Source organism: Bacillus sp. (in: firmicutes) (assembly GCF_031983925.1).
In the GTDB taxonomy this organism is placed as follows: Bacteria; Bacillota; Bacilli; order Bacillales; family Bacillaceae_G; genus Bacillus_A; species Bacillus_A pacificus.
The window spans coordinates 638,246-651,347 of record NZ_DALYZR010000001.1 but is presented as its reverse complement, the minus strand read 5'-3'; the positions used below and the strand labels follow the sequence as shown (position 1 = coordinate 651,347).

Below are 13,102 nucleotides of genomic sequence, written 5' to 3'. Positions count from 1 at the left end.
TCTTACTACTTATTACTTTTGTCTTCTATATATTTAATAGCTTCTTTTAATAGTTCATCAAAATCCTCAGGATAATCATGTTTTAAATTAGGTACAACTTTAAACTCATGTTCTATATTCTTATCTTTTAATACTTGTACAAATTGCTGCGTACATTCGAAACAATCTTCATCTTGATCCCCGCACACTACATATCCCTTTATATTTTTATCTTGTAGCACTTCCAACAACTCATTCCATTCATCAATCTCTGGAAGCCACGGCGCCATAAAAATAAAACCATCTACATCTATATCTTTATGTAAAATTGTATACAAAGCTACTCTGGCACCAGCAGAAAAACCACCAATTATTACACTTTCTCCCCTATGATTTTCTATAAACTTAACGTAATGCTCTTTTAATTCTTCTTTCCCTCTCTGTATATCATCCCAAACAAACCCATCTGAAAACTGAATTTGCGAAGACTGTGGTAAAGCTAACGTATAATCTTGATCCAAAACAGATTTCCAATATGGTTCTACTATTGCTATATTTTCTTGATCACCATGCATTGCAATAAATAGTTTTTCTTTTTTCTTACTGTCTATATATTTCACATCTGCTCGTTCTGTTTTCTTTGCTAACTCTTCTCTTTCTTTACATAATTGAACCATTTGATGAAACTCTTCAAATTTATGTAGTGGTTTTAAATCGTCGTCCGAAATTAAATACTCATTTCCATACCAAAAACCCTTTTCTATAATAGCTTCCTTCATTACATGCATCGCTTCTTCTTCAAGTCCTGCTGCACTCGCTAATGCATATTTAAAATTATATATTTGAGCCTCATTCCCTACTATACCTTTCGCATGCTCCATTATATAAGTGTATGCTTCCAAACTTCCTTTACTTGCATAGCAATGTAACGTTTCATTTAATAATTGAATGTAAGTCATGCTATTTTTCATACACGCATTCCCCCATATTCTTTTATAATATGTATTTCTCAAGCCTTTTTACTATTTTGTAATCACTATATATAACTCACGCTAATGGTACTTAATCATTACTCCTCTTCGTCCAATAAGTTTAGTATAAAGTTGAATAAACTGAAAAATCAATATTTTTATAAACAAAAAAAGACAACAATATATTTATTGTTGTTCTCAATACATCTACCCACTCTTTTGTTTTTTTCTATCTGGTTTACTTGAAACTAAATAATGTTTTTCTGAAATATATAAGTCTCTTTTTAATATACGATCTAAGTAAGGTCCTAGTTTCATTCCGCATATGAGGCGATCTTCACTACCTTCTACAATTGGAAACATTTCTTTTTCTGTTACATACTGATCTACTGCCTTTTGTACGATATCAATTTCTTTCACTAAGTTTAAGTTTTCTTCTGTATGTTCAAATACCTCAAGCGTTTCCTTCGTAATAAGAAAATGGTTTGTTGGAAATGCAGGTAAATACGGCTTTAACAAATCATAATTCACTGTATAATCATCATTTACTAATACTGTATAAACGATATTAGCATTCTTTTCTAAAAACTTGGCCATCGCTTGTTCCAATTCATCTTTCGTAATTTCACGCTCTTCTTTTCCAGTTTTGAAAAAGCGAAACATCGCATCGCCTCCTTTTTACTATATTATAGCATAAAAGAAAACTGAAAAATCACAAAAAAGTCATTGAAAGAATTTTTCAATGACTTTTTTCTTTATATTCTTATATTTATCCCACTTTAATGGGCAGTAAGCCCCCCACTGATTAAAGTTTCACTTTATTTTAAGAACGCACTTAGCATCCATACATGTTGTTCTAATGTTGTATGAATTGCTAACAACATGTCCGCTGATGTTTCATCGCCAGCTTCACCAGCAACTTCCATGCCTTCTTTTAATTCTTGAATCAATGCAGAGTAATCATTCACTAATGTTTGCACCATTTCTTCTGCAGATTCCTTGCTTGTCCCTTCATTCACACTAGATGTTGCCAAATATTCTTTCATTGTCGCTAACGGCTTACCTTCCAATGCTAAAATACGTTCTGCTAATTCATCAATATACGTTCCAGCTTCATTGTAAAACTCTTCAAATTTCTCATGTAATGTAAAGAAGTGTGGTCCTGTCACATACCAATGATAATTATGTAGTTTCACATATAACACATTCCAGTTTGCTACCTGCTTGTTTAATACTTCAACAACATTTGTTTTCGTACTCATACAATCCACTCCTCTTATCATTTCATAATGTTTGTCTTTTAAGAACCTAGTTACATATTACCATACTTTTCCTATCCTTTCGAACGATTGGCTCATATGTAACAAAGTTTTAACACCTTTAATACTTCCCTAATATCTTTTCATTCATGTATGTTTTCTAACAGTTCATACGTCTAATTGTCCAAGCTCATACATATGCATAATAGTAAATCAAGCTCATCGTAGTAGAAAGAGGGATAACATGGACAATCAACAATGGCAAGTAGCAAAGAAAGTCGCTGCTACTTATATTGGAACAGTCGTTGGAGCTGGATTTGCTACTGGACGAGAAATTGTTGAATTTTTTACAGTGAACGGATTTTATGGAACTATTGGTATATGTGTAAGTGGATTTTTTTTTATTTGGCTTGGCACAAAGATGATGTTACTCTCCTCACAAATCGGTGCATTTTCAGCGCAAGAATTTAACAAATACTTATTTGGGGATGTATTTGGAAATGTTGTAAATACACTATTATTACTCGTATTATTTGGTGTAACGAGCGTTATGTTATCAGGCGCTGGAGCGGTATTTGAAGAGCAACTTCGTTTACCAAGACAACTCGGTATTTTCATTACAGTAATCGCCTGTCTCATTATAGGTAGTCGCGGATTACAAGGGGTTTTTGAAGTTAATACACTTGTCGTACCTATTATGATGATTTTCATTATCGGACTTGCTATTACAACGTTTTTTCACGGTACAACTCCTATTAGTAATACTATTCCTGCAGAAAGCTGGAATATGAAGTGGATAACTAGTCCTATTACATATGTCGCCTTAAATCTTTCTCTCGCCCAAAGCGTCCTCGTCCCGTTAGCCAGTGAAGTAAAAGATCGAAAGGCCATTTTATGGGGCGGTATTTTAGGTGGGGCAGGACTTTCTTTAATATTATTATGTAGCCATTTAGCTATCTTATCAGTCGACCAATTTTATCAATATAACATTCCAATGGCTGAAGTCATAAGAAAATTCAATGCCACTTTTCACTTTTTCTTTGTTCTTATCATTTTCGGTGAAGTATTCACAACTTTAGTTGGCAATGTGTTCGGAATGACAAAACAAATGCAATCCATCACTGGCTGGAAAAATAATAATATTATTTTCTTCATTTTACTAATAAGTTATTGCTTTAGTTACGTTGGTTACAGTGAATTACTCCACATTCTATATCCTATAATCGGGTGGGTCAGCATCATTTTACTTCCGATTATTGCTTTTAAACAACTTCAAAAAACATAAAAGAAGCATCCATGTTATTGGATGCTTTTTTTATATGTTCATTCACAATCATCACATACTTCCCAGTACGGCCCCATTTCGAGTGCTAAATACGGCTTTAATTGCAACCGAATCATCCGACTAGGCATACGTTCTAAAACGAATTGAATCCCTTCTTCTTCTTCGTCTAATTCAACTTTTGAAATCGCAATTCTTTGCATCGTCGAAATAGGCATTCCATCTTTATATAAAGTGATTTTCACCTCATCATATTCATTAAAATACAATTCAACACTCATTTGATTTTTCAACATTTCATTAACAATTTCATATTTATCATTTCGTTCCTGGATTATATATTTCCAGCCGCCTCTACCTTCTTCTTTCGGAGCTGCTTGAAACAATGTCATCAAATCCTCGTATAGCATAAGATAACCCCTCTCTTACTAAAAAACGATGAGTATTTTATATACCCTTTATCTCTATCACTATCCATATGTATTGTACCATATATCGCCGTTTTTACCGTATTCATTTGCTTCATAACTGCATATAAAACACCTGATTCTCTGTATTACTTTGTGGATTGTATCTTAATTCATTTCTTAATACCCTTCTAAAGCTTTCAAATCATATCAAACTTAAGGAAATGCTTTCTTTGTCCATCCTCCACTTATTATTTCCTTGCAACAACAAAAAAGAAGAGTGACTTATAACACTCTCCTTAAAAGAATTTCCCCGTAGCTGCTAATGCTAATACTAGTATTAAAATTGTAAATAATAAGGATACAATGAAACTAAAAATAGGTAATGCTTTCTTTTCATTCTTCTTAAAGAGTAACTTTAAACTAAGAAAGATGTTTACTGGTACAAATATAAAATAAAAGTATTTAACAATTTGCACCGAACTATTTGAAAGTGTTTTTAAAATAAACACTTCAATGAGAAAAACCATGAAAAACGAAATACTTAACCAAAATGAGACATAACTAAGCCAAGAATGTCTTTTGGTCCCCCAGTACACTCCCATATTAATAATCTCCTTTATTTGCATTCTATATGATTATAATTATACATAAAGTTAACAAATACCTCTATTTTTCGACAAATATTATACATGATATACCTTTAAACATCATAAACATACTCTTTATCACATTTCATGTTACATAGTAAAAACAGACTACTCCAAAATCGCATACTGCTATTTTGGAGTAGTCTGTCCTTTATTACACTTTAAATCTTTCAATTAACCCTTGTAACTCTTCAGCCATTTGAGATAATGTACCCGCCGCAGAACTAATTTCCTCAATGGACGCTAATTGTTCTTCTGCTGATGCTGCAACGTTTTGAGTACTCGTCGCATTATTCTGCGCTGTCATTGCAATTTGTCCTACCGAAATAGACACTTCATTTGCACCTTTTGACATCCCGTTAGCCGTTTCAACCATCGTTTTAATTTGATTGGCAATTTCATTTGTAGATTGTAAAATCTCAGTAAAGTTTTGCTTCGTTTCATTTGCAATAACAAGTCCAGATTGAACTTCTTCATTTACATGACCCATAGACTTTACCGTCTTACTCATGTCATCTTGTATTTCACATATTAATTTACTTATTTCACTAGAAGATACGCTAGACTTCTCCGCCAATTTACGTACTTCATCTGCAACAATTGCAAATCCTCTTCCGTGCTCTCCCGCTCTTGCAGCTTCAATTGCTGCATTCAAAGCTAGAAGATTTGTTTGATCTGCAATATTTTGAATTACTTCTAATATGTCACCAATTTGCTTTGATTTATTATTTAGTAACTGAATAACCTCATCTGATTGTGAAACAGATTCTGCAATTGACTGCATTTGATTTACTGTTTTTCCGACTAGTTTCCCACCATTTTCTGCTTTTTCACGAGTATGAGCCGAAGCCGTACTAATTGATGATGAACTATTTGCTACATGCTGAATGCCTTCTGTTACATCAAATAGTAACATTGCCCCATTTTCTACACTTGTCGTTTGCGTTGTTGCCCCGCTTGATATTTCGTCCATTGCCATCGTAATTTGCTCAGTCGCTTCACTCGCCTGTCTTACACTTGCTGTTAGCTCTTCTGATGCTGCTGCAACATGTCCAGCCGAAGTATTAATTCTTCCGATTAATGTTCGCAATGCATCTGTCATCTCATTAAATCCTTTTGCAAGTTGACCGATTTCATCATTAGAATGAATATCAATTGTTTGCGTTAAATCTCCCTCACTTATTTCTTTAGAAGTGACAACTAATCTTTTTAAGGGCTTTGTTATAGAAAGTGTCACAAAATAAATAAGTGCCCCACCTATAACTAATGAAATGAACATAACAATTAACATATTATAAAATACAGGCTGCGCAGCTTCAATTACTTCATTTGAGTACATAGTCCCGCCAATTTTCCAACCTGTTTTTACATTTGTAGCAAATACCATTTGTTTTTCACTACCGTCATACGTATAAGAAAAAGCCCCATGATTATCTTCATAAATTTTCTTTGCCCAAGAATCGGCTGCTTTTTCTCCTGATTTTTCTTGAGGGTGTGCAATTATTTTTTGTTTCCCATCTAAGATGAAAGCATATCCCTTTTTACCAATATTAATTAACTTCGTTGTTTTTAATAAATTATCTAAACTTAAATCTACCGCTACAACACCGTTTTTATCTTCTGCTTGTTTTGCAATCGTTACGACAATATGTCCATTTCCTTTTGCCTTATACGGCTCAGTAATTACAATACCACCTTGTTTTGCTACTGCATCTTTATACCAAGAACGTTCTGTTGGATCGTAGTCTGCTGCCATTTGTATATTTGGTTCTTGTACAAATTTTTTATCGTTTCCAGCAACATATACTTGTTCAACATCTTTATTCAAATTGATATATTGTGATAATATTTTTCTTAATTCCTCTTGATTATCCCCTTGATACATATTCCCTTGAATCACCCGTGCAAAATTATTTACATCATTAAATTTCGCCTCAATCATTTGATTGATTAAATTATCTAATATTTTTATATTGTCGTGAGCACTGCTCGTAATTTGTGATTCAAAATTCTTTTTAGCTGTTTGATAAGACATGCCTCCTATAATAGAGACAGCCGCAATTAAAATAACAAAAAATGAAATTAATAGTTTTTTTGCTACTTTCATATCACGAAACCAATTTAATAGTCTACCCATTACAAACCTCCTGCTTTTCAATTTTAAAAGTTAAATCTAACGAATTATAAATATTTCCCATTCCCTAATTATTATTTTCATAACCTATTATGATGAATACTTTGTAAAGTTTAAACAATTAATTTCCCTTTGTCCATATATATGAATAATATTATTATAAAATTTACAAATGCAAAAAGCCAAAGGGAACCACCCTTTGACTTTTCACATTTTTTTATGCTGTTTAGAAATCTTTTTCCACTTATCACGCTCTGCCCTTGCAAGAATAGCATCTTGTTTTCTAATGAAATACGCTAGTTCTCTTTGTAATTTTTTATAGCTTTGCAAACGATTTATCGTCATAATCCCGTTATCAATTGCACTATGCACTGCGCACCCTGGCTCATTTTCATGCTTACAGTCCCTAAAACGGCACGTTTTTGCTAGTTCTTCAATATCAGAAAATGTTGTTTGAATTGCATCGCTTCCTTCCCAAAGCTGTAGCTCCCTCATACCAGGAGTATCAATAACTAAACTACCACTCGGTAATCGGAACAATTCACGATGAGTTGTCGTATGCCTTCCTTTACTATCTTCCTCACGAATATCACCCGTTTTTGCTACTTCAATTCCTATAAGTGCATTTAACAAAGTGGATTTTCCAACCCCAGATGATCCGACTAGAGCAATTGTTTTTCCTGAAGAAACAAATTGCTGCAACGATTCAATACCAGTATGTTCTAAACTATCAACAACGAAGATCGGAACACCAATTGCCACAGCTTCTGTTTCAACGATTTTCTGTTCCACGTCCTCACATAAGCTACTCTTTGTTAAAACAATTACAGGCATTGCACCGCTTTCATACGCTAATAGTAAATAACGTTCCATTCTTCTTACATTAAAATCATGGTTAAGTGCATTCACTAAAAATAGATAATCTACATTTGCTGCTATTACTTGCTCTTCCGTTCGAGTACCAGCCTCTTGTCTAGAAAAAGAGCTTCTTCTCGGAAAAATACGATGAATGATCGCTTTCTTTTCATTCTCTATTTTCTTTATATACACCCAATCACCAACCGCTGGATAATCCCCCTTCGTTACTGCTTCATGCCGAAACTTACCAGACAGCTCAGCCATATATTCACCATCATTACAAATAATTCGATATATATGCTTATGCTCAAGTAAAATACGCCCTACCTCAAAGTTCTCTACAGCCTGTTCCTCAAAGAAAGAATCCCAGCCGAACGATTCTAAAATATTTTGATTCAAATTGATATCCTCCCTAGTGTAAGCTAAGCGGAAGGATCGTGCGCTAACTTATACAGTCTCGCCCTTTCCATCCACCTTTGTATTTGGTTTATTATTCATATAAGTTATGTTCGCCATAATACATCACCCCGTTCTCATTTTAATTACTCTCATTATATGGAATATCCATACAAAAAGCTACCTTATTTAACTTAATTTTCGAATAATTTATTTTTTATCATTCTAATTTGCCCACGGTGACTCATCTCATCTTCTAGCACGTGAAACCACAAATAGTACTGGTTATGCGCTACACCGTTAAGCCACTTTCTTTCTGACATAAGCCATTCATCATCTTGTTTACTCAAATACTTCAGAGATTCTTCTCGAACACTTTGTAGAAGTTGTACATAATACTTTATTTCATGACCACGAATCGTTTTCCCCTATTCTCCTAAATAGAGTGCGTCTTTCCATATTTCTAATTCTTCCTTTGTAAAGTCACGCTCTTGAAATGAAATAAGCTGATATGCTTTTTCAATAGCTGCTATATGCTTTAATAAAGCTCCGATGAAATTTCCACCACTTAGCATTGAGTCTAATTGCTCAACTGATAGATTGCTAATTTCCTGTAATGTTACAGCCCTCGTATGCTCCAGCATGCTGACTAATTCCCCTATATTTTTTGTATAACCATCCACACTTCTTATTCGGTAATCTATATTCATATCACGCACCCCTTTCTACATTCATATTAAGGAATAACTGCTTCATAATAGACTCATATATATCAGATTTTTCTGATACAATTAAATTGAATATAGAAAAAACCAAACAAACTTTCTCAATATGCTTCTATGAAATATTAAAAGGAATCAATATAAAATAATCGAATCTTATTCACTAAAAGGAGTGGATTCGATGGAAATGTATCAATGGCTAACTGCTGTTCTCGTTGGTGGCATTACCGGTTTCGTTTCCCATCTAATCAATAACCAAGGTAAGTTATTGCTTCCACGCCGTTTGAAAACTTTTTTTCACTTTGGGTTTTTGACTGATATTTTCACTGGTAGTCTAGCTGCACTTCTTGGACTCGTTTTATTCGATGTCACCTTAATAAAAGAAATTATTAAAGTATCCATTGTGACTGCTATTTCCGGTCAGACTTTCTTACTACACCAAGCGCTCGGTGGTGAGCAGGCTAAAAATAAACAAATTGGGAAAGCTGATGAGAAGATTCAAGAAATTGACAAATTATTACGACGTTAGTCTGTACTTTCTTTAAAAATTATTGCTATAATAAACAATAAATATTTTCTATTGCGTCGTTTGTCAGAAGAAAGGGTGTTTCGTATGACAAAAAAGAAAATAGAAGATTTCTTAACAAACACTGAAAAAGAGGAACTGCTAGAAAACTATAAATGTTTACGAGAAGCCCGCACAAAAAGCGAAGCTAACTATTTTGGTGAAGCAGTAAACCATCTATTAAATAAAGCAAAACAACGAATTATTAAAGATGCAGGCATACATGATGAAAATGCAGCAACTGTTCAATCAAAAAGAAAAGCACTGTTTTAGTTCATTAGCTAAAACAGTGCTTTTATTATGTTATTTTTCACATTACTTTCACATCTATTTCACAATTATAAGTAGTCCTATATGTTATACTCAGTATATCCTTTTCCAAGGAACTATATGCCGATATATTAATCCCTATCTCTATAGGGATTTTTATTTTTGGGCTCTTTTTTTATTTGTAAAGACTTTATGACGCAATCCCACATAAAAACGTACTTAACGCAAAAAAACTCATTCCTATTACCATCACTTTTTTTCTATTTAATCCATCTGATATAGGACCAGCGATAAGTGCAAATACAGCGTATCCTAAAGCATATGAACTTACCATCCACCCTGACAACTCAGTTGAAATATGATACACCTGTTGTAAAGTTGGTAAAAGTGGTGAAATTAAGAAAGTATCTGTACCGATCATAAACATGATTGTAAAGAATACAGCTAGTACTCTTTTCATTTAAATCTTCTCCTTTTATATAAAGTGAAACTTTAATCAGCCCTCACCAATCGGGCTTTTATGGGCAGTTGATCCCCCCACCTACCTTCTTTACTTTCGCTGAATTTTGAGATGGGGGTCTTACTGCCCATTAAAGCGGGATAAAAAGAGGAAACTATCCCCCTTTCAATTAATCTTCTAAAATAGATTCAATCTCTTTCATGACTTTTTCATTCAATGAAACTTCCACCGCTCTTACACTTTCTCTTATTTGCTCCGCTCGTTTCCCACCAGGAATAACAGTATCAATTCCTTTTTGGTTTAATAACCACGCTAAAGCTAAATGCGATAATTCGAGATCCTTTTCTTTAGCTAAGTCTTTTAATTTTTCAACTTTCTTAAAGTTACTCTTATATGTATTCTCTTCAAATAGATTTACACTTTGACGCCAATCTCCTTTATTCAATTTGAAATCTTCTGTATATTTACCACCTAGTATCCCAAAAGCAAGAGGCCCGTAAGGAATAAATGAAATACCTGATTCTATACAATATGGCAAAAGTTCTTCCCTAGCAGTACGATCTAACATATTATACGGTGATTGTACAACATCTATGTGTCCGTGCTGATTCGCTTCTTTTAATTGCTCTACGTTTACGTTAGATATTCCAATTGAACGAATTTTCCCTTCTTCTTTTAGGCGAGTAAGTTCTCCAATTGAATCTATGTAACTTGTTTCTGGGTTTGTAAAATGTAAATAATATAAATCAATATAATCAGTTTGTAATCTTCTTAAGCTATTTTCTACAGCATTTCTTAAATAGCTCGGTTCATTATTCATATAAACCTCTCCATTTAATAACGGTTGTATTCCACCTTTGGTAGCAAGTACAACTTCATGGCGTTTTCCTTTCAATACTTCTCCCACCAATTCCTCTGATCTACCGAAACCGTATGAATCTGCCGAATCAAAAAATGTAATCCCTTGCCCGATAGCTTCTTCTATTAATCGTTTTCCTTCTTCCTCATTCACATCAGCATATAAATTATGTCCCCCTACAGCGTTTGTTCCTAACCCCAATTTTGAAATATGTAGTCCTGCCTTTTGCAATTTTGTATACTTCATTTTTTCTCCCCCTATATTTCTATTTTTCGAATATATTCGAACAATAGAAATATACCACTTTATATGTTATAGTGCAAATATATTAACTTATACAAGCAGGTGAAAAAATGCGTACTCTCTATCATCCAAATCGAGAAGAAATTCAATTCTCTTCTGTTCTATATGCACTTAGCGATCAAATTCGTTTACAAATTGTAACTATGCTACTAGAAAAAAACGAACAATCTTGTGGCGCGTTAAACATTCCAATCGCGAAATCAACTTTATCACACCATTTCAAAGTTTTACGTGAATCCGGTGTTATGTATACACGCCTTGAAGGAACTCAACGTTTCATTTCAATTCGTGAAGATGACTTAAATGCTAGATTCCCCGGTTTATTAGATGTCGTATTACATGCGACAGAGCCATACTAAAAAACATCTCATAAAAATATGAGATGTTTTTTAGTAATTGTTATTCTTTCAATAAATCTAATAAACCATTCCCTTCAGATGTACGTTCATATCCTAAAGGTACAGTTCTTTTAATAAGTTGTGCATATATTTCTGGTTCTGATAACTTTCTACCATATTCCCTTTCACACTGCTTTATGAGCAATGCCAGTGCTCCAGCGACATGCGGTGTCGCCATAGAAGTACCACTTAATACAGCATATTTCCCTTCAGGATACGTAGATAATATTTCATCGCCTGGCGCCACTAAATCAATTTCTTGATTTGAATTACTAAAACATGCGATTTTCCGATCTAAATTGACAGCGCCGACTTCAATTACTTCTGAGTATGCACCTGGGAAATCTAGTTCCTCCGTGTTATCATTACAATCTCCATTATTCCCAGCAGCACATACGACGAGAACATCTTGCTTTACCGCATTTTGAATTGCTTCATGTAATTCCGGAACGTCTTGCGGGCCACCAAGTGACATGGAAATGACTCTAACTCTTTCTTTATTAGGCCCTCTCCAATTTACAGCATAATGAATCGCCTCAATAATTTGCTCATAACTTCCAGAACCATCCCCTGCTAAAACCTTTAACACTAGCATTTTAGCAAGTGGTGCCACTCCTAAAACACCGATTCCATTTTCAGTCGCTGCAATTGTCCCCGCTACATGAGTACCGTGTCCGTTATTATCAAGATAAATATTTGGATCTCCTTCGTAATCTTTCGTGAAATTTCTTCCGCCGATAATACGATCCTTTAAATCTATATGATTCGTATCACACCCTGTATCTAATACGGCAACGACAATATCTTTTCCTTTCGCACTCTTCTCCCATACTTGCGGAGCATGAATGAGTTGTACACCTGGTGGAATTTCATTTACTTGTTCAACCACCTTATCTACTGTAAAAGGAATCAATTGTATACCTTTTTGTTTATTCGCTGTACTACTATTCATCGTAATCCCTCCTGAAAATATATTATTTTCATTTCAGACCACTTTTGAAAACACTTACATGTAACATTCGTTTTATGTGTTTCGTTTTCCTTCCTTAAAAATGTTTCTCAATAAGGCTTACGAATTTTATACTACTCTTTTATCCCGCTTTAATGGGCAGCCTGATTGGTGAGGGCTGATTAAAGTTTCACTTTATTTATCTCGTAATTTTTAGAAACGAAAAATTACGAGATAAATAAAAGGACCAATTGAATGGTCCTTTTATAGTTTTTAAAGAATGATATGAAATTTTAAAAATAATTTGAATTAAGACTAAACCTCACTCTTGTTTAAAAACTTTTCTATTTCTTTTATTAAATATTTCGCTCCATCTATACTAACAGTAATGTTTCCATTTGCTAATGATATGTTTTGATTTGAAACATCACCTGTTATTTGACAAGCATTGTAAGGTTGATATTTTTGTAAAATGACTTTGTCTTCTTCTACGAAAATTTCAAGCGGTGATTTAATTTGTATTCCCAATACATCACGTAATTCTTTAGGAATTACAATTCGTCCTAATTCGTCTACTTTTCGAATAACTCCTGTTGCTTTCATATTACTTCCTCCCTTACTTTTTATTAATTTTTCCACC

The 13,102-nt window shown here is 33.8% G+C and carries 14 protein-coding genes and 3 pseudogenes; 4 read left to right on the top strand and 13 right to left on the bottom strand.

The window, feature by feature from the left end; genetic code table 11:
* Positions 1–5: 5 nt before the first annotated feature.
* From RTP99_RS03440 to RTP99_RS03430, 3 genes are all read right to left on the bottom strand, one after another.
* Entirely contained in the window at positions 6–950 is a 945-nt protein-coding gene (locus RTP99_RS03440) for an alpha/beta hydrolase (protein ID WP_000798305.1), read from the bottom strand.
* 207 nt (positions 951–1,157) lie between these two features.
* Positions 1,158–1,613: a DUF3939 domain-containing protein gene (locus RTP99_RS03435; protein ID WP_000488187.1), complete on the bottom strand. Its 456-nt coding sequence runs from the start codon at positions 1,611–1,613 to the stop codon at positions 1,158–1,160.
* A gap of 155 nt (positions 1,614–1,768) precedes the next feature.
* Positions 1,769–2,212, bottom strand: coding sequence for a Dps family protein (locus RTP99_RS03430; RefSeq protein WP_000105198.1), 444 nt, complete (start codon positions 2,210–2,212; stop codon positions 1,769–1,771).
* 241 nt (positions 2,213–2,453) lie between these two features.
* On the opposite strand from RTP99_RS03430, the gene RTP99_RS03425 reads away from it, so the two are divergent.
* The gene (locus RTP99_RS03425; RefSeq protein ID WP_000370194.1) at positions 2,454–3,494 is read left to right on the top strand and encodes a YkvI family membrane protein; all 1,041 of its coding nucleotides are present in this window, start codon (positions 2,454–2,456) and stop codon (positions 3,492–3,494) included.
* Positions 3,495–3,532: 38 nt separating this feature from the next.
* Here the strand turns inward: RTP99_RS03425 and RTP99_RS03420 are convergent, their stop codons facing one another.
* The 6 genes and pseudogenes from RTP99_RS03420 to RTP99_RS03400 all read right to left on the bottom strand — a co-directional run bounded on the left by RTP99_RS03420 (position 3,533) and on the right by RTP99_RS03400 (position 8,646).
* A complete protein-coding gene (locus RTP99_RS03420; protein WP_000965086.1) occupies positions 3,533–3,901 on the bottom strand; it encodes a DUF3979 family protein in 369 nt (122 codons plus the stop codon).
* 296 nt (positions 3,902–4,197) lie between these two features.
* Positions 4,198–4,503, bottom strand: a complete 306-nt coding sequence (locus RTP99_RS03415; protein WP_000539578.1) for a hypothetical protein — start codon at positions 4,501–4,503, stop codon at positions 4,198–4,200.
* Between the two features lie 199 nt (positions 4,504–4,702).
* Positions 4,703–5,521 (bottom strand): methyl-accepting chemotaxis protein, encoded by an 819-nt coding sequence (locus RTP99_RS27920; protein ID WP_416335412.1) that lies wholly within the window; start codon positions 5,519–5,521, stop codon positions 4,703–4,705.
* A gap of 123 nt (positions 5,522–5,644) precedes the next feature.
* A pseudogene (locus tag RTP99_RS27915) lies at positions 5,645–6,583 on the bottom strand (HAMP domain-containing protein); the annotation flags it as partial.
* A 306-nt stretch (positions 6,584–6,889) separates the two neighbouring features.
* Positions 6,890–7,939, bottom strand: a complete 1,050-nt coding sequence (rsgA, locus tag RTP99_RS03405; RefSeq protein WP_001073064.1) for a ribosome small subunit-dependent GTPase A — start codon at positions 7,937–7,939, stop codon at positions 6,890–6,892.
* A gap of 191 nt (positions 7,940–8,130) precedes the next feature.
* Positions 8,131–8,646: pseudogene (locus RTP99_RS03400) on the bottom strand (DinB family protein).
* 193 nt (positions 8,647–8,839) lie between these two features.
* Here RTP99_RS03400 and RTP99_RS03395 point away from each other — a divergent pair.
* The gene (locus RTP99_RS03395; protein WP_000426318.1) at positions 8,840–9,187 is read left to right on the top strand and encodes a DUF4257 domain-containing protein; all 348 of its coding nucleotides are present in this window, start codon (positions 8,840–8,842) and stop codon (positions 9,185–9,187) included.
* A gap of 84 nt (positions 9,188–9,271) precedes the next feature.
* Positions 9,272–9,496, top strand: a complete 225-nt coding sequence (locus RTP99_RS03390) for a hypothetical protein (RefSeq protein ID WP_000162606.1) — start codon at positions 9,272–9,274, stop codon at positions 9,494–9,496.
* Between the two features lie 193 nt (positions 9,497–9,689).
* Here the strand turns inward: RTP99_RS03390 and RTP99_RS03385 are convergent.
* Positions 9,690–9,953: pseudogene (locus RTP99_RS03385) on the bottom strand (MFS transporter); the annotation flags it as partial.
* A gap of 169 nt (positions 9,954–10,122) precedes the next feature.
* Complete coding sequence (locus RTP99_RS03380; RefSeq protein WP_000877939.1) at positions 10,123–11,058, bottom strand: aldo/keto reductase; 936 nt, start codon at positions 11,056–11,058, stop codon at positions 10,123–10,125.
* Positions 11,059–11,165: 107 nt separating this feature from the next.
* Between RTP99_RS03380 and RTP99_RS03375 the strand changes: the two genes are divergently transcribed.
* A complete protein-coding gene (locus RTP99_RS03375; RefSeq protein WP_001259918.1) occupies positions 11,166–11,474 on the top strand; it encodes an ArsR/SmtB family transcription factor in 309 nt (102 codons plus the stop codon).
* Positions 11,475–11,514: 40 nt separating this feature from the next.
* Here RTP99_RS03375 and RTP99_RS03370 read toward each other — a convergent pair whose 3' ends face one another.
* Together RTP99_RS03370 and RTP99_RS03365 are read right to left on the bottom strand one after the other, a co-directional pair.
* Positions 11,515–12,465 carry a serine protease gene (locus tag RTP99_RS03370; protein ID WP_001089044.1) on the bottom strand — a complete coding sequence of 317 codons (951 nt, stop codon included), beginning with the start codon at positions 12,463–12,465 and terminating at the stop codon, positions 11,515–11,517.
* Between the two features lie 312 nt (positions 12,466–12,777).
* Entirely contained in the window at positions 12,778–13,065 is a 288-nt protein-coding gene (locus tag RTP99_RS03365; RefSeq protein WP_000648331.1) for an AbrB/MazE/SpoVT family DNA-binding domain-containing protein, read from the bottom strand.
* Positions 13,066–13,102: the final 37 nt, after the last annotated feature.

What these genes read in the sequence shown, in the direction of transcription:
- RTP99_RS03440 (WP_000798305.1), bottom strand. Translation starts at nt 950, where the DNA reads ATGAAAAATAGCATGACTTACATTCAATTATTAAATGAAACGTTACAT.
- RTP99_RS03435 (WP_000488187.1), bottom strand. Translation starts at nt 1,613, where the DNA reads ATGTTTCGCTTTTTCAAAACTGGAAAAGAAGAGCGTGAAATTACGAAA.
- RTP99_RS03430 (WP_000105198.1), bottom strand. Translation starts at nt 2,212, where the DNA reads ATGAGTACGAAAACAAATGTTGTTGAAGTATTAAACAAGCAGGTAGCA.
- RTP99_RS03425 (WP_000370194.1), top strand. Translation starts at nt 2,454, where the DNA reads ATGGACAATCAACAATGGCAAGTAGCAAAGAAAGTCGCTGCTACTTAT.
- RTP99_RS03420 (WP_000965086.1), bottom strand. Translation starts at nt 3,901, where the DNA reads ATGCTATACGAGGATTTGATGACATTGTTTCAAGCAGCTCCGAAAGAA.
- RTP99_RS03415 (WP_000539578.1), bottom strand. Translation starts at nt 4,503, where the DNA reads ATGGGAGTGTACTGGGGGACCAAAAGACATTCTTGGCTTAGTTATGTC.
- RTP99_RS27920 (WP_416335412.1), bottom strand. Translation starts at nt 5,521, where the DNA reads ATGGACGAAATATCAAGCGGGGCAACAACGCAAACGACAAGTGTAGAA.
- RTP99_RS03395 (WP_000426318.1), top strand. Translation starts at nt 8,840, where the DNA reads ATGGAAATGTATCAATGGCTAACTGCTGTTCTCGTTGGTGGCATTACC.
- RTP99_RS03390 (WP_000162606.1), top strand. Translation starts at nt 9,272, where the DNA reads ATGACAAAAAAGAAAATAGAAGATTTCTTAACAAACACTGAAAAAGAG.
- RTP99_RS03380 (WP_000877939.1), bottom strand. Translation starts at nt 11,058, where the DNA reads ATGAAGTATACAAAATTGCAAAAGGCAGGACTACATATTTCAAAATTG.
- RTP99_RS03375 (WP_001259918.1), top strand. Translation starts at nt 11,166, where the DNA reads ATGCGTACTCTCTATCATCCAAATCGAGAAGAAATTCAATTCTCTTCT.
- RTP99_RS03370 (WP_001089044.1), bottom strand. Translation starts at nt 12,465, where the DNA reads ATGAATAGTAGTACAGCGAATAAACAAAAAGGTATACAATTGATTCCT.
- RTP99_RS03365 (WP_000648331.1), bottom strand. Translation starts at nt 13,065, where the DNA reads ATGAAAGCAACAGGAGTTATTCGAAAAGTAGACGAATTAGGACGAATT.